Source organism: Cupriavidus sp. 21MJTG02-4, from assembly GCF_057798975.1.
In genome coordinates this window covers 126685-143399 of sequence record NZ_JBYOJP010000014.1, presented here as the reverse complement: position 1 = coordinate 143399, position 16715 = coordinate 126685, and the positions used below count along the sequence as shown (strand labels likewise).

At 65.4% G+C, this 16715-nt stretch carries 19 protein-coding genes; 18 read left to right on the top strand and 1 reads right to left on the bottom strand.

What is annotated here, in order from left to right:
- Positions 1-6 precede the first annotated feature (6 nt).
- Positions 7-1470, top strand: a complete 1464-nt coding sequence (locus AC3FKH_RS25015; protein WP_488678456.1) for a glutamate synthase subunit beta — start codon at positions 7-9, stop codon at positions 1468-1470.
- Between the two features lie 74 nt (positions 1471-1544).
- On the opposite strand, the gene AC3FKH_RS25010 is transcribed toward AC3FKH_RS25015, so the two are convergent.
- On the bottom strand, positions 1545-2078 hold the full coding sequence (locus AC3FKH_RS25010) for a GNAT family N-acetyltransferase (protein WP_488678455.1): 534 nt from the start codon (positions 2076-2078) through the stop codon (positions 1545-1547).
- A 274-nt stretch (positions 2079-2352) separates the two neighbouring features.
- Here AC3FKH_RS25010 and AC3FKH_RS25005 point away from each other — a divergent pair, with 274 nt between their 5' ends.
- The 17 genes from AC3FKH_RS25005 (at position 2353) to hisH (ending at position 16616) form a co-directional block, all read left to right on the top strand.
- Complete coding sequence (locus AC3FKH_RS25005; protein WP_488678454.1) at positions 2353-3387, top strand: Bug family tripartite tricarboxylate transporter substrate binding protein; 1035 nt, start codon at positions 2353-2355, stop codon at positions 3385-3387.
- Between the two features lie 96 nt (positions 3388-3483).
- A complete protein-coding gene (locus AC3FKH_RS25000) occupies positions 3484-4305 on the top strand; it encodes an ABC transporter ATP-binding protein (RefSeq protein WP_488678453.1) in 822 nt (273 codons plus the stop codon).
- The gene (mlaE, locus tag AC3FKH_RS24995; RefSeq protein ID WP_488678452.1) at positions 4302-5078 is read left to right on the top strand and encodes a lipid asymmetry maintenance ABC transporter permease subunit MlaE; all 777 of its coding nucleotides are present in this window, start codon (positions 4302-4304) and stop codon (positions 5076-5078) included. Before AC3FKH_RS25000 ends, mlaE begins: the two co-directional genes overlap by 4 nt.
- A gap of 52 nt (positions 5079-5130) precedes the next feature.
- Positions 5131-5652 (top strand): outer membrane lipid asymmetry maintenance protein MlaD, encoded by a 522-nt coding sequence (gene mlaD, locus AC3FKH_RS24990; RefSeq protein ID WP_488678451.1) that lies wholly within the window; start codon positions 5131-5133, stop codon positions 5650-5652.
- On the top strand, positions 5649-6560 hold the full coding sequence (locus tag AC3FKH_RS24985; protein ID WP_488678450.1) for an MlaA family lipoprotein: 912 nt from the start codon (positions 5649-5651) through the stop codon (positions 6558-6560). The genes mlaD and AC3FKH_RS24985 overlap by 4 nt, the downstream gene beginning before the upstream one ends.
- A gap of 201 nt (positions 6561-6761) precedes the next feature.
- Complete coding sequence (locus AC3FKH_RS24980; protein WP_488678449.1) at positions 6762-7391, top strand: MlaC/ttg2D family ABC transporter substrate-binding protein; 630 nt, start codon at positions 6762-6764, stop codon at positions 7389-7391.
- 135 nt (positions 7392-7526) lie between these two features.
- The gene (locus AC3FKH_RS24975) at positions 7527-7811 is read left to right on the top strand and encodes an STAS domain-containing protein (protein WP_488678448.1); all 285 of its coding nucleotides are present in this window, start codon (positions 7527-7529) and stop codon (positions 7809-7811) included.
- 245 nt (positions 7812-8056) lie between these two features.
- Positions 8057-9007: an ABC transporter ATP-binding protein gene (locus AC3FKH_RS24970; RefSeq protein WP_211949882.1), complete on the top strand. Its 951-nt coding sequence runs from the start codon at positions 8057-8059 to the stop codon at positions 9005-9007.
- Positions 9004-9825, top strand: coding sequence for an ABC transporter permease (locus AC3FKH_RS24965; RefSeq protein ID WP_483709591.1), 822 nt, complete (start codon positions 9004-9006; stop codon positions 9823-9825). Before AC3FKH_RS24970 ends, AC3FKH_RS24965 begins: the two co-directional genes overlap by 4 nt.
- Before the next feature lie 33 nt (positions 9826-9858).
- A complete protein-coding gene (locus tag AC3FKH_RS24960) occupies positions 9859-10107 on the top strand; it encodes a BolA family protein (RefSeq protein WP_211949884.1) in 249 nt (82 codons plus the stop codon).
- Between the two features lie 104 nt (positions 10108-10211).
- Positions 10212-11462: a UDP-N-acetylglucosamine 1-carboxyvinyltransferase gene (murA, locus tag AC3FKH_RS24955; protein ID WP_488678447.1), complete on the top strand. Its 1251-nt coding sequence runs from the start codon at positions 10212-10214 to the stop codon at positions 11460-11462.
- An 8-nt stretch (positions 11463-11470) separates the two neighbouring features.
- Positions 11471-12145 (top strand): ATP phosphoribosyltransferase, encoded by a 675-nt coding sequence (gene hisG, locus AC3FKH_RS24950; RefSeq protein WP_483709588.1) that lies wholly within the window; start codon positions 11471-11473, stop codon positions 12143-12145.
- 28 nt (positions 12146-12173) lie between these two features.
- Positions 12174-13511, top strand: a complete 1338-nt coding sequence (gene hisD, locus AC3FKH_RS24945; RefSeq protein WP_488678446.1) for a histidinol dehydrogenase — start codon at positions 12174-12176, stop codon at positions 13509-13511.
- Positions 13512-13556: 45 nt separating this feature from the next.
- Positions 13557-14657, top strand: a complete 1101-nt coding sequence (hisC, locus tag AC3FKH_RS24940) for a histidinol-phosphate transaminase (RefSeq protein ID WP_488678445.1) — start codon at positions 13557-13559, stop codon at positions 14655-14657.
- Between the two features lie 4 nt (positions 14658-14661).
- Complete coding sequence (hisB, locus tag AC3FKH_RS24935; protein ID WP_483730556.1) at positions 14662-15249, top strand: imidazoleglycerol-phosphate dehydratase HisB; 588 nt, start codon at positions 14662-14664, stop codon at positions 15247-15249.
- A gap of 93 nt (positions 15250-15342) precedes the next feature.
- On the top strand, positions 15343-15966 hold the full coding sequence (locus AC3FKH_RS24930) for a YchE family NAAT transporter (RefSeq protein WP_211949890.1): 624 nt from the start codon (positions 15343-15345) through the stop codon (positions 15964-15966).
- The gene (gene hisH, locus AC3FKH_RS24925) at positions 15963-16616 is read left to right on the top strand and encodes an imidazole glycerol phosphate synthase subunit HisH (RefSeq protein WP_488678444.1); all 654 of its coding nucleotides are present in this window, start codon (positions 15963-15965) and stop codon (positions 16614-16616) included. The genes AC3FKH_RS24930 and hisH overlap by 4 nt, the downstream gene beginning before the upstream one ends.
- Positions 16617-16715: the final 99 nt, after the last annotated feature.

Sequence of the window (16715 nt, the reverse complement as noted above, 5' to 3'; positions counted from 1 at the left end):
CGCAACATGGGTAAGGCGACTGGCTTTCTCGAATTTCCGCGCCAGAACGAAGGCTACGAAGCGGTAGTCAAGCGCGTGAAGCACTACAAGGAATTCGTGTTCGCGCTGTCCGACAGCGAAGCGAAGCTCCAGGGTGCGCGCTGCATGGACTGCGGCATCCCGTTCTGCAACAACGGCTGCCCGGTCAACAACATCATCCCCGACTTCAACGACCTGGTGTATCGCCAGGACTGGAAGTCGGCGATCGAGGTGCTGCACCAGACCAACAACTTCCCCGAGTTCACGGGCCGCATCTGCCCGGCACCGTGCGAGGCCGCCTGCACGCTGGGCATCAACGAGCTGCCGGTCGGCATCAAGTCGATCGAGCACGCCATCATCGACAAGGCCTGGGAAGAGGGCTGGGTCGCGCCGCAGGCGCCCAAGCACAAGACCGGCAAGACCGTGGCCGTGGTCGGCTCGGGGCCCGCCGGCATGGCGGCCGCGCAGCAACTGGCACGCGCCGGCCATGACGTGACTGTGTTCGAGAAGAACGACCGCATCGGCGGCCTGCTGCGCTACGGCATCCCCGACTTCAAGATGGAGAAGACGCTGATCGACCGCCGCATCGAGCAGATGCAGGCCGAAGGCGTGACCTTCCGCGCCGGCGTGATGGTGACCGACGGCGCGCTGCCGGCCGGCATCAAGAACTACGCCCGCGAAACCATCTCGGCCAAGGACCTGATGGACCAGTTCGACGCCGTCGTGCTGGCCGGCGGTTCGGAAGTGCCGCGCGACCTGCCGGTGCCGGGCCGCGACCTGGACGGCATCCACTTCGCGCTGGAATTCCTGATTCCGCAGAACAAGGAAGTGGCGGGCGATGGCGAGAACAATATCCGCGCCGAAGGCAAGAACGTGATCGTGATCGGCGGTGGCGATACGGGTTCCGACTGCGTCGGCACCTCGAACCGCCATGGCGCGACGTCGGTGAACCAGTTCGAACTGCTGCCCCAGCCGCCGGAGGAAGAAGACAAGCCGCTGGTGTGGCCGTACTGGCCGATCAAGCTGCGCACCTCGTCGTCGCACGAAGAAGGCTGCGACCGCGACTGGTCGGTCGCCACCAAGGAATTCATCGGCGAGAACGGCAAGGTCACCGCGCTGAAGGCCTGCCGCGTCGAGTGGAAGGACGGCAGGATGCAGGAAGTGCCGGGCAGCGAGTTCATCCTGCCGGCGGACCTGGTGCTGCTGGCCATGGGCTTCACCAACCCGGTGGGTTCGATGCTGGACGCGTTCGGTGTCGATACCGATGCGCGCAAGAACGCCAAGGCTGCCACCGAGGGCGATCGCGCCTACCAGACCAATGTGCCGAAGGTGTTCGCCGCTGGCGACGTGCGCCGCGGCCAGTCGCTGGTGGTGTGGGCAATCCGCGAAGGCCGCCAGGCCGCGCGTTCGGTCGACGCATTCCTGATGGGCCATTCAGAACTGCCGCGCTGATCGCGCTGCAGGGACGGATCGAAAAAACCCGCCTGGTGCGAGCCAGGCGGGTTTTTTCTTTTTCCGTCGAGGTGCTACGCGCCCATTGCGCGTTCCATGATCAGCGCGCCCGGCCCATAACAGGCGAGCTTGCGGGCATGCACGGGGGCGTGTTGGGATGCCACCGGCGCGTACCCAAGCCTGCGCCACCAGTCTGCCGCAGCCTGCACCGCGATCAGCCGCGAATGCCGCAAGCCGGCTTCCAACGCAGCCTGCAAGGCCGCCTCATAGAGCCTTGGCGCGAGGCCGCTCCCTCGTCCTGCCGGTGCTACCGCCATGTCATGGACGAACCAGGTCATGACCGTGGCCGACTCCTGGTCAGCCGATGGCTCCAGGATGCCGTCAAGCGGAGGCAGGCTGGCCCGTGGCCAAGGGTGGGTGAAAAGGTAGCCAGCCAGGGCTTGATCACCGCTGGAAACCGCCACCATGCAGGTCGATGGAGAGAGCATTAGCCGACTGGCGAAGGCCTCAATGCCTTCGAGCAGGTTGGCGGGATAGCACTGCGCCTGGATCTCGAGTACGCCAGGCAGGTCTGCGGCGGTCATGCGCCGCACAAGAAAATCTGACATCGCGTCATTGTAGGCGCCATTGCATGTGGTTGCGTAAAGATGCCGGACGTTCCGCTGGGCTCCCAGTCAATTTCAGGGTTCTCCCGCGCTATGGTTTACGTGCCTGTGTCCTCCCGGAGGTTGTTCGTACAATTTACAAAAACAATAATCGGAAACCGCCTCGGATCCTTTTTCAGCCGACCCATATGCGGTCCTGCTAAGCGGGACGCGCCGGAGAAAATTGATGTCCGAAGTACGCACTTTGTCGCGGCTTTGGCGAGGTAAAGCGAAGTTGATGCTTTCCGCTGCCATCCGGACTGCTGCGGTGGCGTGGTCTGGGGTGTTGGCCGCCTTGCTGGCGGCTGGGACGCCTTTTGCCGCGCAAGCCATATCGACGGCCACCGCCTCGACGCCGACCGCCATGGCGCGGACGATGTCGTTTCCGGCGCGGCCGGTGCGACTGATCGTCCCGTTTCCCGCGGGCGGCGTGGCCGATGCCATTGCGCGCCTGCTTGCCGAACGGCTGTCGGCCCGGCTCGGTGTGCCTGTGGACGTGGACAACCGGCCCGGCGCGGCCGGTACCACGGCCGGCGATGTCGTGGCCAAGTCGAGCTCGGACGGGCACACCTTGCTGTTTCACCAGGCCAACATGCTGATCCAGCCCGGACTGGAGCCGGTGCCGTATGACGTGGTGCGCGATTTCACGCCGGTCGCCCGCGTGGCCACCACGCCGCTCTTCCTGGTCATCGACGGCCGCTTGCCGATGCGCACGCCGGAACAATGGGCGGTCGCGGTCAGGTCGAATCCCGGCTCGTACAGCTATGGATACGGCCAGCCGGGCAGTCCGTCCCACCTGTATGCGGAATACGCCGTGCGCGGCATCCGCAACGGTGTGCCGCTCGTGACGGCCAAGGGCGAGGGGGCGGTCGTGCAGGAGATGTTGGCCGGCCGGATCAGTGCGTGCTTCTGTTCCTATGCGGCCGTGCAGAGCCATATCCGCAGCGGCGCGCTGCGCATGATCGGCGTGACCGGCGTGTCGCGCTCGCCGCTGGCGCCGCTGGTGCCGACGCTGCAGGAATCCGGCCTGGAGGGCTATGCCGCCGCTGCCTGGTTCGGCGTGCTGGCACCGGCCAAGACGCCGCGCGCGATCGTCGCGCGCCTGGCGGTTGAGCTGGACGAGGTGATGGCTGAGCGGGAAGTCCGCGCGCGCCTGATTGCTGCGGGCCTGACGCCGCAGCGCGATTCGCCCGAGGCGTTCGCCACCGCGATCCGCTCGGAGTCGATCCAGTGGCAGGTCATCCTGCGCGATGCCGCCCAGGGGGAGCCATAGCGCTCCGGCAGCGTTCGATGTGGCGGCGGCCCCACGGCTGCCTGCATGCCTAGGTAGTAGCCCTTATAATGGCCGACTGCCCGGAACGCTGCCAACGTGACTGATTCAGCCCACAATCTCGTCGAACTCAACGCGGTAGATTTTGCCTACTCGCCTGATGCCAAGCCGATCCTGACCGGCCTGACCATGCAATTCCCGCGTGGCAAGGTGATCGCGGTGATGGGCGGATCCGGCTGCGGCAAGACCACCGTCCTGCGCCTGATTGGCGGCCAGGTACGACCGCAATCCGGTGCGGTGAAGTTCGACGGCGCCGATATCCATGCACTGGATGTGAAGGGGCTGTACGCCGTGCGGCGCCAGATGGGGATGCTGTTCCAGTTCGGTGCGCTGTTTACCGACCTGTCGGTGTTCGATAATGTGGCTTTCCCGCTGCGCGAGCACACGGACCTGCCCGAATCGATGATCCGCGACCTGGTGCTGATGAAGCTCAATGCGGTGGGCCTGCGCGGCGCGCGCGACCTGATGCCGTCGCAGATCTCCGGCGGCATGGCGCGTCGGGTGGCCCTGGCCCGGGCCATCGCGCTGGATCCGATGCTGCTGATGTACGACGAGCCCTTTGCCGGGCTCGATCCGATTTCCCTGGGACTGACAGCGCGGCTGATTCGCAGCCTCAACGACGCGCTGGGCGCGACCACGATCATCGTCTCGCACGACGTGCACGAGACCTTCCAGATCGCCGACTACGTGTACTTCATTGCCAACGGCCGCATTGCCGCGCATGGCGAGCCGGAGACCCTGCGCGCCTCGACGGATCCGTTCGTGCGCCAGTTCGTCCACGCCGAAGCGGACGGCCCGGTGCCGTTCCACTATCCCGGCCCCACGCTGGCCGAAGATTTTGCCGGCGGAGGTGTGCGGTGACGGACTTCCTGACGTCAATCGGCGCCGCGGTTCGGCTCGGCGTCACCGGTCTCGGCCGCGCCACGCGGATGTTCTTCGCGGTGCTGGGCCTGTCGCCCGCGCTGCTGCGACGGTTCCGGCTGGTGTCCGACCAGATCTTCTTCGTCGGCAACCTGTCGCTGGTGATCATTGCCGTATCCGGCCTGTTCGTGGGTTTCGTGCTGGGCCTGCAGGGCTACTACACGCTGAACCGCTACGGGTCGGAGCAGGCGCTTGGGCTGCTGGTGGCGCTGTCGCTCGTGCGCGAACTGGGCCCGGTAGTCACTGCGCTGCTATTTGCAGGCCGCGCGGGTACCTCGCTGACCGCCGAGATTGGCCTGATGAAGGCCGGCGAGCAGCTCACGGCCATGGAGATGATGGCCGTCAACCCGTTGCAGCGGGTGATTGCCCCGCGCTTCTGGGCGGGCGTGGTGGCCATGCCGGTGCTGGCTGCGATCTTCAGCGCGGTCGGGATTCTCGGCGGCTACCTCGTCGGCGTGCAGCTGATCGGCGTGGACGCCGGCGCCTTCTGGTCGCAGATGCAGGGTGGCGTGGATGTGCGCGCCGATGTGCTCAACGGCGTGATCAAGAGCTTTATTTTCGGCATTGCCGTGACGTTTATTGCCCTGTACCAGGGGTTCGAGGCCAAGCCTACGCCGGAAGGCGTATCGCGCGCCACGACCCGTACCGTGGTGATGGCGTCGCTGGCCGTGCTGGGGCTGGATTTCCTGCTGACCGCGCTGATGTTCAGCTGATGAGCGACGGCAACGGGGCAACTGACAGGACAACGGGTAGAAAGAGATCCCAATGAAAAAAAGTGCACTCGATTTCTGGGTGGGGTTGTTTGTGGTGGCGGGCTTCGTTGCCCTGCTGTTCCTCGCCCTGAAGGCCGGCAACATGAGCGCCTTCACGTTCCAGGAAACCTACGCGGTCGAAGCGCGCTTCGACAACATCGGCGGGCTCAAGCCGCGCGCGCCGGTCAAGAGCGCCGGCGTGGTGGTGGGGCGCGTGGCCGCGATCCGGTTCGACGACAAGACCTACCAGGCGACCGTGGTCATGAACCTGGAGAAGCCGTACCAGTTTCCCAAGGACACCTCGGCCAAGATCCTGACCTCGGGGTTGCTGGGCGAGCAATACATCGGCCTGGAGGCGGGCGGCGATACCGCCATGCTGGCGCAGGGTTCGCGCATCACCATGACGCAATCGGCGGTGGTGCTGGAGAACCTGATCGGCCAGTTCCTCTACAACAAGGCGGCCGATGCCGGCGCCGGCGGGGGCAGCAGTGGCGGCGCGGCGAGCGCACCGGCCCTTGGCGGAGCCGCCAAATGACCGTCTCGGCCAGTACACCAGCACCCAGGCGCGCCGCGCTGGCTTTCGCGGCCAGCGCGCTGATGCTGCTGGCCGGTTGCGCCACGGGCCCGACCGCCAACCCGAAGGATCCGATCGAACCGTTCAACCGCGAGGTCTCGCGCATCAACGAGGACTTCGACAAGGGCGTGCTCAAGCCCATTGCCCAGCTCTACTCCGACTACATCCCGTCGCCGGTCCAGACTGCGGTCGACAATTTCTTTTCGAACGTCAGCGACGTCTACTCGGCGGTGAACAACCTGCTGCAGGGCAAGCCCACTCGCGCCGCTGAAGACACCATGCGGGTCGCGATCAACACCGTGCTGGGTATCGGCGGGCTGATCGATATCGCGACCCCGGGCGGCCTGCCGAAGTACAAGGAAGATTTCGGCCAGACATTGGGCGTGTGGGGCGTGCCCGCGGGACCGTACCTGGTGCTGCCGCTGTTCGGGCCGAGCACCGTGCGCGACACCGCTGGCATGCTGGTAGACCGGCAGATCGACCCTTCGGCCTATTTCTACCCGGTCTCGTTGCGTAATTCGCTGGTCGGGGTTCGTATCGTGGCGGGCCGCGCACAGTTGCTGGGCGCGACCAACCTGCTCGAGCAGGCCGCGCTGGATAAATACGCGTTCATGCGCGATGCGTACCTGCAGCGGCGCGAGTACCTGATCTACGACGGCAATCCGCCGAGCCGCGAGGATGACGAATCCGAGCGCGACGGCGCGGCAGCCCCTCAGCCGCCGGTACCCCAGCCGTCGGCGCAGGAACCGTCCCAGCCACCCGCCACACCCGCCGAGGGAACAACGCAGCCCGAGGGCCAGAACCTGCCCGTGCCGCCGGCGTCGCCGATACAGCGCTTTGTCCCGGGCGGCGGCTTGCGCATTCGCTGACCTCATGGACGCTCACCGACGCTGTGAATGCGCTGTGAGCACTGAAACAAATTGTTTTGAAGTGGCGCCGGATGCCCTGGCGCCAAAAACTCGCTGCGCCGGACTATGTTCCAATGTGCGCAAGGTCCTGGGTTGCGGATTGTCAGAAATGGCAGTCGATTCCCGGGCGGCGAACGAATCTGACTGAGAAGGAAAATTTTCATGATCAAGCGACTGTTGCTCCCCTTCCTCGCTGTAGCCGCCTTTGCCGGCGCCGCCCACGCGCAGGTTCCGGCGCAGGATGCCGCCAGCCCCGAAACGCTGGTCAAGGCCGTCGTCAACGACGTGATGGCCAGCGTCAAGAGCGACAAGGACATGCAGGCCGGGAATATTGCGAAGATCTCCGCGCTGGTCGAGCAGAAGATCCTGCCGAACGCGAACTTCCAGAAGACCACGCAGATCGCCATGGGCCGCAACTGGTCGAAGGCCACGCCCGAGCAGCAGAAGGTGATCACCGACGAGTTCAAGACGCTGCTGATCCGCACCTACGCCGGCGCCATTGCGCAGATCCGCGACCAGACCGTGCAGTACAAGCCGTATCGCGGTTCGCCGGAGGACACCGATGCGACCATCCGCACCCAGGTGATCAACAAGGGCGAGCCGATCCAGCTCGATTACCGCCTGGAGAAGACCGCGCAGGGCTGGAAGGTCTATGACATCAACGTGCTGGGCGCGTGGCTGACCGAAGCCTACAAGGGCAGCTTCAACACCATTGTCGGCCAGCAGGGCGTGGATGGCGTGATCAAGACGCTGCAGGACCGCAACCGCCAGTTGGCCAACGCCAAGAGCTGACCCTCGGGCGTCGCTGCGTCGCAGCACGCGTCCCCGAAACTGCTCTACAATAGCCAGCACGCACATAGGCTCCCGCTTGAAGCGGGAGCTTATGTTTTCCGGAACCCCGCTGGCTTCGCCGAACCATCCATCACCATGCTCTCGCTTGGCACCTCGCTGACCAACCAGAACGCCGCCGCCGTGCTGCGTGATGGCCTGTCGCGCGTGGCGCAGGGCGAAACGCAGGTAGACTGCGCCGCGCTGGCGCAGGTGGATTCGTCCGCCGTGGCCGTGCTGCTGGCCTGGCAACGCGCCGCCGCTGCCCGCCAGGGCATGCTGTCGCTGCAGGGCGTTCCGCCGCAACTTGCCGAGCTGGCTTCGCTGTACGGTGTCGACGGTCTGCTGGGCCTCGTGCCGCAAGCGGCTTCGCATCGACATTGAACCGGCATCCCTGACCACGCGCCTCGGCAGTGGTCATCCGGATGCCCCGGCCGCCGCCTCAAGCGGTGGCCGTGCCCCAAGCGGGAGTCTCCCCGCATCCCCTATAATTCCGGGTTGTTCGCCCATTCCCCCGCAGCCCCGCAGCACGTCGGGGCCGGTTTAGGGTAGCCCGGGCACCAGTGCCCCAAGTTGGTCCCCATTTCCAGACGGCCGGTCCCAGGCGGGCCAGCTCCAGACATTCGGCCATGAAAGCCATCGAACTCACCGACGTTCGCAAGCGCTACAGCAATCTGCAGGCGCTCAAGGGCGTCAGCTTCACCGTCGAGCGCGGCGAATTCTTCGGGCTGCTCGGTCCCAACGGCGCCGGCAAGACCACGCTGATTTCCATCCTGGCGGGACTGAACCGCGCGGATTCGGGCCGCGTCAGTGTGCTCGGGCACGATGTCGTGTCCGATTACCGCATGGCGCGGCGTATGCTCGGCGTGGTGCCGCAGGAACTGGTGTTCGATCCCTTCTTCACCGTGCGCGAGACGCTGCGGCTGCAGTCCGGCTACTTTGGCCTGACGCGCAATGACGACTGGATCGACGAGATCATGGCCAACCTCGATCTCACCAACAAGGCCGATGCCAATATGCGCCAGTTGTCTGGCGGCATGAAGCGGCGCGTGCTGGTGGCGCAGGCGCTGGTGCATCGTCCGCCCGTAATCGTGCTGGACGAACCTACCGCCGGCGTGGACGTGGAGTTGCGCCAGACCCTGTGGAAGTTCATTTCGCGGCTGAACCGCGAAGGGCACACCATCATCCTGACCACGCACTACCTGGAAGAGGCGGAGGCGCTGTGCGACCGCATCGCCATGCTGAAATTCGGCGAGGTCGTGGCGCTGGACCGCACCAGCAACCTGCTGACGCAGTTCGCGGGGCTGCAGCTGGTGCTGACCTTCGCGCGCGGCACGCTGCCGGTCGCCTTGGAGCCCTTGCGCATGCCGGCCAACCCGGGCGAGCGCGCGGTGCGCCTGCGCCTGTCGGGCTATCCGGCCGTGGAACCCATCCTGGCCGCCTGCCGCGAGGCGGGCTGTGAAATCGAAGACATGGAAATCAACAAGGCCGATCTCGAAGACGTGTTCGTCCAGATCATGCGGCGCGAGGGCCACATGCCCGGCGCCTTGCCCGACCAGGCCATGGAGGCCGCGGCATGAAACAGCCTGGCGAACTCGAAGTGCTCGACAACGCGCGGCTCGCGCCGATGTCCGTCGGCGGGCTGGTCGGTTTCCGGACCCTGCTCTACAAGGAAGTACTGCGTTTCTGGAAGGTCAGCTTCCAGACCGTGGCGGCGCCCGTGCTCACGGCGGTGCTGTACCTGCTGATCTTCGGCCACGTGCTTGAAAACCGCGTCAAGGTCTATGACCAGATCAGCTACACCGCCTTCCTGGTGCCGGGCCTGGTGATGATGAGCGTGCTGCAGAACGCCTTCGCCAACAGTTCGTCGTCGCTGATCCAGTCCAAGATCACCGGCAACCTGGTGTTCGTGCTGCTGCCGCCGCTGTCGCACTGGGATATGTTCGGCGCCTATGTGGTGGCATCGGTCATCCGCGGGCTGACGGTGGGCCTGGGCGTGCTGCTGGTGACCGCGTGGTTCGCCAACCTGCATTTCGCCAATGTCGGCTGGATCCTTGTGTTCGCGCTGCTTGGCGCGGGCATCCTCGGCACGCTGGGGTTGATTGCCGGTATCTGGGCCGAGAAATTCGACCAACTGGCCGCTTTTCAGAATTTCCTGATCATGCCCGCGACGTTCCTGTCGGGCGTGTTCTATTCCATCCATTCGCTGCCCGCCTTCTGGCAGGCGGTGTCCCATGCCAACCCGTTCTTCTACATGATCGACGGCTTCCGCTATGGCTTCTTCGGCGTCTCGGACGTGTCGCCGCTGTTCAGCCTGGCGGTGGTCGGCGCGGCCTTCGTGCTGCTCGCGACGCTGGCGTTGCGCCTGCTGAAGTCGGGTTTCAAGCTGCGCCACTGAAAACGCGGCCCTCCACACAGAAGAGAAGACATCATGCTGCCTACTCCGGAACAAGTCAGGGATTACATTGCCCAAGGTTTGCCCTGCGAACATCTGGAAGTCGAAGGTGACGGCCAGCATTTCTTTGCCACCATCGTCAGCACCGAATTCGATGGCAAGCGTTTGATCCAGCGTCACCAGCGCGTGTACGCCGCGCTTGGCGACCGCATGCGTGCCGAGATCCACGCGTTGTCGATGAAGACGCTGACGCCGGCCGAATGGCAGGCCGGAGCCGGCAAATAAGCGGCCGGGGCCGGTTTCACCGATTCGGGCCGCGTGCTATGCGTGCGGCCCCCGCGATAACGACGCCGGGCGTGCTCGCTCCGTCCGGCTGCAACTGACAGAACATGGACAAATTCCAGATCCAGGGCAATGGCCCGCTCAAAGGCGAGATCCGTGTTTCCGGCGCCAAGAACGCCGCACTGCCGATCCTCTGCGCCGGCCTGCTGACGGCCGACACCGTCACGATCGACAACGTGCCGAACCTGCAGGACACGCGCACCATGCTCAAGCTGCTGCGGCAGATGGGCATGCATGCCGAGATGACCGGCGCCACTGCCACGCTCAAGGGCACCGACATCAATTCGCCCGAAGCGCCGTATGAGCTGGTTAAGACCATGCGCGCGTCGATCCTGGTGCTCGGCCCTCTGGTCGCGCGCTTTGGCGAGGCACGCGTCTCGCTGCCGGGCGGCTGCGGCATCGGCGCGCGTCCGGTGGACCAGCACATCAAGGGCCTGCAGGCCATGGGCGCCGAGATCACGATCGAGCACGGCTTTATCCACGCCCGCGCCAGCCGCCTGAAGGGCGCGCGCGTGGTGACGGACATGATCACCGTGACCGGCACGGAAAACCTGCTGATGGCCGCGACCCTCGCCGACGGCGAGACGGTGCTGGAAAACGCCGCGCGCGAACCCGAGGTGACCGACCTCGCCGAGCTGCTCGTCAAGATGGGCGCGAAGATCGACGGCATCGGCACCGACCGGCTGGTCGTGCAGGGCGTCGACAAGCTGCATGGCGCGAAGCACGCGGTGGTCGCCGACCGCATCGAGGCCGGCACCTTCTTGTGCGCGGCCGCGGCCACGCTGGGCGACCTGGTGCTGCGCGACATTCCTCCGCAGATCCTCGACGCCGTGCTGATCAAGCTGCGCGAAGCCGGCGCCAACGTGGAAACCGGCGATGACTGGATCCGCCTGTCAATGCCGCGCCGTGCGCAGGCCGTGAGTTTCCGCACCTCGGAATATCCGGCGTTCCCGACCGACATGCAGGCGCAGTTCATGGCGCTGAACGCCGTGGCCGAAGGCACCGCTCGCATTACCGAGACGATCTTCGAAAACCGCTTCATGCACGTGCAGGAGCTGAACCGCCTGGGTGCCAACATTACGGCGGAAGGCAACACGGCCGTGGTGACGGGCGTGCCGCGCCTGTCGGGCGCCACCGTGATGGCTACCGACCTGCGCGCCTCGGCGAGCCTGGTCATTGCTGGCCTGGTGGCCGACGGCGACACCGTGATCGACCGTATCTACCACCTGGACCGCGGCTACGACCGCATGGAAGACAAGCTGTCGGCGGTTGGCGCCAAGATTCGCCGCATCGCCTGAGGAAACCGATGAGCCCCGCTTTCAACGCCTCGCCCAGCCAGCTTACCCTGGCGCTTTCCAAGGGCCGTATCTTCAAGGAAACGCTGCCGCTGCTCGAAGCCGCCGGCATTCGCGTGACCGAGGATCCGGAGACTTCGCGCAAGCTGATCCTGCCGACCACCGATCCGGCCGTGCGCGTGATCATCGTGCGCGCGTCCGATGTGCCGACCTACGTCCAATACGGCGCCGCCGATTTCGGCGTGGCCGGCAAGGACGTGCTGATGGAGCACGGCATGACCGGCCTGTACGCGCCGATCGACCTGAACATCGCGCGCTGCCGCATGTCGGTGGCGGTGCCCGCCGGGTTTGACTACGCCAAGGCCGTGCGCCAGGGCGCGCGCCTGGCGGTCGCGACCAAGTACGTGCAGACCGCCCGCGAGCACTTTGCCAAGAAGGGCGTGCACGTCGACCTGATCAAGCTGTACGGCTCGATGGAACTGGGCCCGCTGGTGGGCCTGTCGGATGCCATCGTCGACCTGGTCAGCACCGGCAACACGCTGCGCGCCAACAACCTGGTGGAAGTCGAAGAGATCGTGCAGATTTCGTCGCGCCTGGTGGTGAACCAGGCTGCGCTGAAGCTCAAGCGCGAACGGCTGACGCCGATTCTCGACGCGTTCGAGAAGGCATCGGCGGCGCTGGCCTGAGGCCAGTGCCCCAGAGAGGAATGGAGTCATGAACGCAACCGAAATGGACAACGTGTCGATCCGCCGGCTCGACTCCGCGGAGCCTGGCTTTGCCAAGGCGCTGCGCGAGGTGCTAGCCTTCGAGGCGGGCGAGGACGAGGCCATCGACCGCGCCGCGGCGCAGATCCTGGCTGACGTGAAGGATCGCGGCGACGCGGCGGTCCTTGAATATACGCAGCGGTTCGACCGGGTCGAGGCCGCGTCAATGGGCGCGCTGGAAATCGCACAAAGCGAACTCGAAGCTGCGCTCGAGGACCTGGAGCCCAAGCGCCGCGCCGCGCTGGAAGCCGCCGCCGCGCGTGTGCGCGCCTACCACGAGAAGCAGAAGATCGAGTGCGGCAGCCACAGCTGGGAGTACACCGAGGCCGACGGCACCATGCTGGGCCAGAAGGTGACGCCGCTGGACCGCGTCGGCATCTACGTGCCGGGCGGCAAGGCCGCGTATCCGTCGTCGGTGCTGATGAACGCGATTCCGGCGCGCGTGGCCGGCGTCAAGGAAATCATCATGGTCGTGCCCACGCCGGGCGGCGTGCGCAATGAACTGGTGCTGGCCGCGGCGCAGATCGCGGGCGTGGACCGGGTGTTCACCATTGGCGGCGCACAGGCGGTTGGTGCGCTGGCCTTCGGCACGGCGACGCTGCCGCAGGTCGACAAGATCGTCGGCCCGGGCAATGCCTACGTGGCCGCCGCCAAGCGCCGCGTGTTCGGCACGGTCGGCATCGACATGATCGCGGGCCCGTCGGAAATCCTGGTGATCTGCGACGGCACGACCGATCCGGACTGGGTCGCGATGGACCTGTTCTCGCAGGCCGAGCACGACGAGCTCGCGCAATCGATCCTGCTGTGCCCGGACGCCGGCTATATCGCCGAAGTCGAGGCGAGCATCCAGCGCCAGCTCGACAGCATGCCGCGCCGCGAGGTGATCGCGGCCTCGATCTCGGGCCGTGGCGCGCTGGTCAAGGTGCGCGACATGGAAGAGGCCTGCGAGATCGCCAACGCGATCGCGCCGGAGCACCTGGAAATCTCCACCGAGAATCCGCGCCAGTGGAGCGAGAAGATCCGCCACGCCGGCGCCATCTTCCTGGGCCGCTATACCAGCGAATCGCTCGGCGATTACTGCGCCGGCCCCAACCACGTGCTGCCGACCTCGCGCACCGCGCGCTTCTCGTCGCCGCTGGGCGTCTACGACTTCCAGAAGCGTTCGAGCCTGATCGAAGTGAGCGAGGGCGGGGCGCAGATGCTGGGCCAGATTGCAGCCGAACTGGCGTACGGCGAAGGCCTGCAGGCCCACGCCCGCAGCGCCGAATATCGTTTCAAGCGTAGTTGAACCCATTGCTGCCGCATCGGTGCGGCAGCGCAAACAGGAGCATCCATGTCAGTCGTAGACCCTTCCCTGATCGAGCGAATCATCCGTGATGACGTGCGCGCCATGGGCGCCTACCACGTGCCGGATTCGCATGGTCTGGTGAAGCTCGATGCCATGGAGAACCCGTACCGCCTGCCGCCCGACCTGCGCGACCAGCTGGCCGTGCGGCTGGGCGAGGTGGCGCTGAACCGCTACCCGGTGCCCAGCAGCGAGGCGCTGCGCGCGAAGCTGAAGGACGTCATGCAGGTGCCCGCCGGCATGGACGTGCTGCTCGGCAACGGTTCGGATGAAATCATCAGCATGCTGGCGCTGGCCGCGGCCCGGCCCGGGGCGAAGGTGATGGCACCTGTGCCCGGCTTCGTGATGTACGCGATGTCGGCCCAGTTCGCCGGCCTGCAGTTCGTGGGCGTGCCGCTGCGCGCCGACTTCACGCTGGACCGCGAAGCGATGCTGGCCGCCATGGCGGAGCACCAGCCGGCCATCGTCTACCTGGCCTATCCGAACAACCCGACCGGCAACCTGTTCGATGCCGCCGACATGGAGGCCATCGTCCGTGCCGCGCAGGGCCCGGTGTGCCGCAGCCTGGTGGTGGTGGACGAGGCCTACCAGCCGTTCGCGCAGGAAAGCTGGATGCCGCGCCTGACGGAATTCGGCAACCTGCTGGTCATGCGCACGGTCTCAAAGCTGGGCCTGGCCGGTATCCGGCTGGGCTATGTGGCAGGCGCACCACAGTGGCTGGAGCAGCTCGACAAGGTGCGGCCGCCGTACAACGTCAACGTGCTGACCGAAGCAGCGGCGCTGTTCGCGCTCGAACACGTCGCGGTACTGGACGAACAGGCCGCGCAATTGCGCGCCGAACGTGCGCGCGTGGCGCAAGGCATGGCTGTCCAGGCGGGCGTGACCGTGTTTCCGAGCGCCGCTAATTTCCTGCTTGTGCGCGTGCCGGATGCGGCACAGACGTTCGACCGGCTCCTTGCCCGCAAGGTGCTGATCAAGAACGTGAGTAAAATGCACCCATTGCTGGCCAACTGTTTGCGCGTCACGGTCAGCACTCCCGAAGAAAACGCGCAGTTCCTTGAGGCATTTGCAGCTTCGCTGCAGGATTAACACCATGCGTGTTGCAGAGGTCACCCGCAATACTTCGGAAACGCAAATCCGCGTTTCCCTGAATCTCGATGGCACCGGCCGCCAGCATCTGGCGTCCGGCGTGCCGTTCCTCGACCATATGCTCGACCAGATTGCCCGCCATGGCATGTTCGACCTGGAAGTCGAGGCTACCGGCGATACGCATATCGACGACCACCACACCGTGGAGGACGTCGGCATCACTCTAGGCCAGGCTGTTGCCAAGGCCATCGGCGACAAGAAGGGCATTACGCGCTATGGCCACAGCTATGTGCCGCTGGACGAATGCCTGTCGCGCGTCGTGATCGACTTTTCCGGCCGCCCCGGCCTGGAATTCCACGTGCCGTTCACCCGTGCGCGCGTAGGCAGCTTCGACGTCGACCTGCTCATCGAGTTCTTCCGTGGATTCGTCAACCATGCGGGCGTGACCTTGCATATCGACAACTTGCGGGGCATCAATGCCCACCATCAGTGCGAGACCGTGTTCAAGGCCTTTGGCCGGGCCCTGCGCATGGCGGTGGAGCTGGACCCGCGTTCGGCAAACACCATTCCATCGACCAAGGGCACGCTCTGACCGGCTGCTGAACCGAAGGCGTGCCGGCTGGTTGCGGCGCCCGCTGACCGAACTTCGCGAAACTGGGCCGGGGCACCGGCGAATCCGCAACCGATGGATACGCTCAAGTCGTTCATCTCGCTGCTGGCGCTGATCAACCCGATCGGCGCCATTCCGTTCTTCATCAGCCTGACCGGGCAGCAGTCGGAAGCGGAGAAACTGCGTACCATCAAGATCGCATCGGTCTCGGTGGCCATCGTGGTGGCGGTATCGGCGCTGCTGGGCCAGCAGATCATCGAGTTCTTCAATATCTCGGTGGCGTCGCTGCAGGTCGGCGGCGGGCTCATCATGATCATGATGGCCATGAACATGCTGAACGCCCAGACCAGCCGGACCAAGGCCACGCCGGAAGAAGAGGACGAGGCCGAGGCCCGGTCCAGTATCGCGGTGGTGCCGCTGGCGCTGCCGCTGCTGACCGGGCCCGGTTCGATCAGCACGGTGATCGTCTATGCCGGCAAGACGCAGCACTGGTACCAGCTGCTGATTTTGGTCGGTATTGGCGTGGTGCTGGGCGCGGTGGTGTATGCGGTGTTTCGCGCGGCGGATCCGATTGCCCGGGTGGTCGGGCGTACCGGCATCAATATCGGCACGCGGCTGATGGGACTGATCCTGTCGGCGCTGGCCGTTGAATTCATTGTGGACGGGCTGAAGACATTATTGCCTGTTTTGAAATCATGACTACCATAGCAATTGTGGATTACGGCATGGGCAACCTGCGCTCGGTGGCGCAGGCCCTGCGTGCCGCGGCGCCTGAGGCCGATGTGCGTGTAGTGGATGTCCCGGAAGGCATTCGCAGCGCGGATCGCGTGGTGTTGCCGGGGCAGGGCGCCATGCCGGACTGCATGTCGGCGCTGGGCGCTTCGGGGCTGCAGGAGGCGGTGCTCGAGGCGGCGGCCAGCAAGCCGATGTTCGGTGTGTGCGTTGGCGAACAGATGCTGTTCGAACACAGCCGCGAAGCCAGGTCGGGCACGGACAAGACGCCTTGCCTCGGGCTGATGCCTGGTGAAGTCATCCGCTTCGAGCTGGAAGGGATGACCCAGCCGGACGGGTCCCGCTTCAAGGTGCCGCAGATGGGCTGGAACCGCGTCAGGCAGTGCCGGACCCATCCGCTGTGGGATGGCATTCCGGACGAAAGCTGGTTTTACTTCGTGCATAGCTACTTCGTGCGCGCGCAGGACCCGGCCCATATTGCCGGCGAAACGGAGTATGGGAGTGTGTTTACCAGCGCGGTAGCACGCGATAATATTTTTGCCACGCAGTTCCACCCCGAAAAAAGCGCAGCCATGGGGTTGCAGCTTTACCGGAACTTCGTGCATTGGAATCCCTGAAGATCCGATCCGAGCCAGTCAACGCCATGCAGGAATGCTTGCCTATTGATCCGGACCTGCCGGCCGTTGGCCGCACTGGCTCTATCTCACTCACTTAAC

Coding starts and splice junctions, on each gene's coding strand:
- AC3FKH_RS25015 (WP_488678456.1), top strand. CDS start 7: ATGGGTAAGGCGACTGGCTTTCTCGAATTTCCGCGCCAGAACGAAGGC.
- AC3FKH_RS25010 (WP_488678455.1), bottom strand. CDS start 2,078: ATGTCAGATTTTCTTGTGCGGCGCATGACCGCCGCAGACCTGCCTGGC.
- AC3FKH_RS25005 (WP_488678454.1), top strand. CDS start 2,353: ATGCTTTCCGCTGCCATCCGGACTGCTGCGGTGGCGTGGTCTGGGGTG.
- mlaD (WP_488678451.1), top strand. CDS start 5,131: ATGAAAAAAAGTGCACTCGATTTCTGGGTGGGGTTGTTTGTGGTGGCG.
- AC3FKH_RS24985 (WP_488678450.1), top strand. CDS start 5,649: ATGACCGTCTCGGCCAGTACACCAGCACCCAGGCGCGCCGCGCTGGCT.
- AC3FKH_RS24980 (WP_488678449.1), top strand. CDS start 6,762: ATGATCAAGCGACTGTTGCTCCCCTTCCTCGCTGTAGCCGCCTTTGCC.
- AC3FKH_RS24975 (WP_488678448.1), top strand. CDS start 7,527: ATGCTCTCGCTTGGCACCTCGCTGACCAACCAGAACGCCGCCGCCGTG.
- AC3FKH_RS24970 (WP_211949882.1), top strand. CDS start 8,057: ATGAAAGCCATCGAACTCACCGACGTTCGCAAGCGCTACAGCAATCTG.
- AC3FKH_RS24965 (WP_483709591.1), top strand. CDS start 9,004: ATGAAACAGCCTGGCGAACTCGAAGTGCTCGACAACGCGCGGCTCGCG.
- AC3FKH_RS24960 (WP_211949884.1), top strand. CDS start 9,859: ATGCTGCCTACTCCGGAACAAGTCAGGGATTACATTGCCCAAGGTTTG.
- murA (WP_488678447.1), top strand. CDS start 10,212: ATGGACAAATTCCAGATCCAGGGCAATGGCCCGCTCAAAGGCGAGATC.
- hisG (WP_483709588.1), top strand. CDS start 11,471: ATGAGCCCCGCTTTCAACGCCTCGCCCAGCCAGCTTACCCTGGCGCTT.
- hisD (WP_488678446.1), top strand. CDS start 12,174: ATGAACGCAACCGAAATGGACAACGTGTCGATCCGCCGGCTCGACTCC.
- hisC (WP_488678445.1), top strand. CDS start 13,557: ATGTCAGTCGTAGACCCTTCCCTGATCGAGCGAATCATCCGTGATGAC.
- hisB (WP_483730556.1), top strand. CDS start 14,662: ATGCGTGTTGCAGAGGTCACCCGCAATACTTCGGAAACGCAAATCCGC.
- AC3FKH_RS24930 (WP_211949890.1), top strand. CDS start 15,343: ATGGATACGCTCAAGTCGTTCATCTCGCTGCTGGCGCTGATCAACCCG.
- hisH (WP_488678444.1), top strand. CDS start 15,963: ATGACTACCATAGCAATTGTGGATTACGGCATGGGCAACCTGCGCTCG.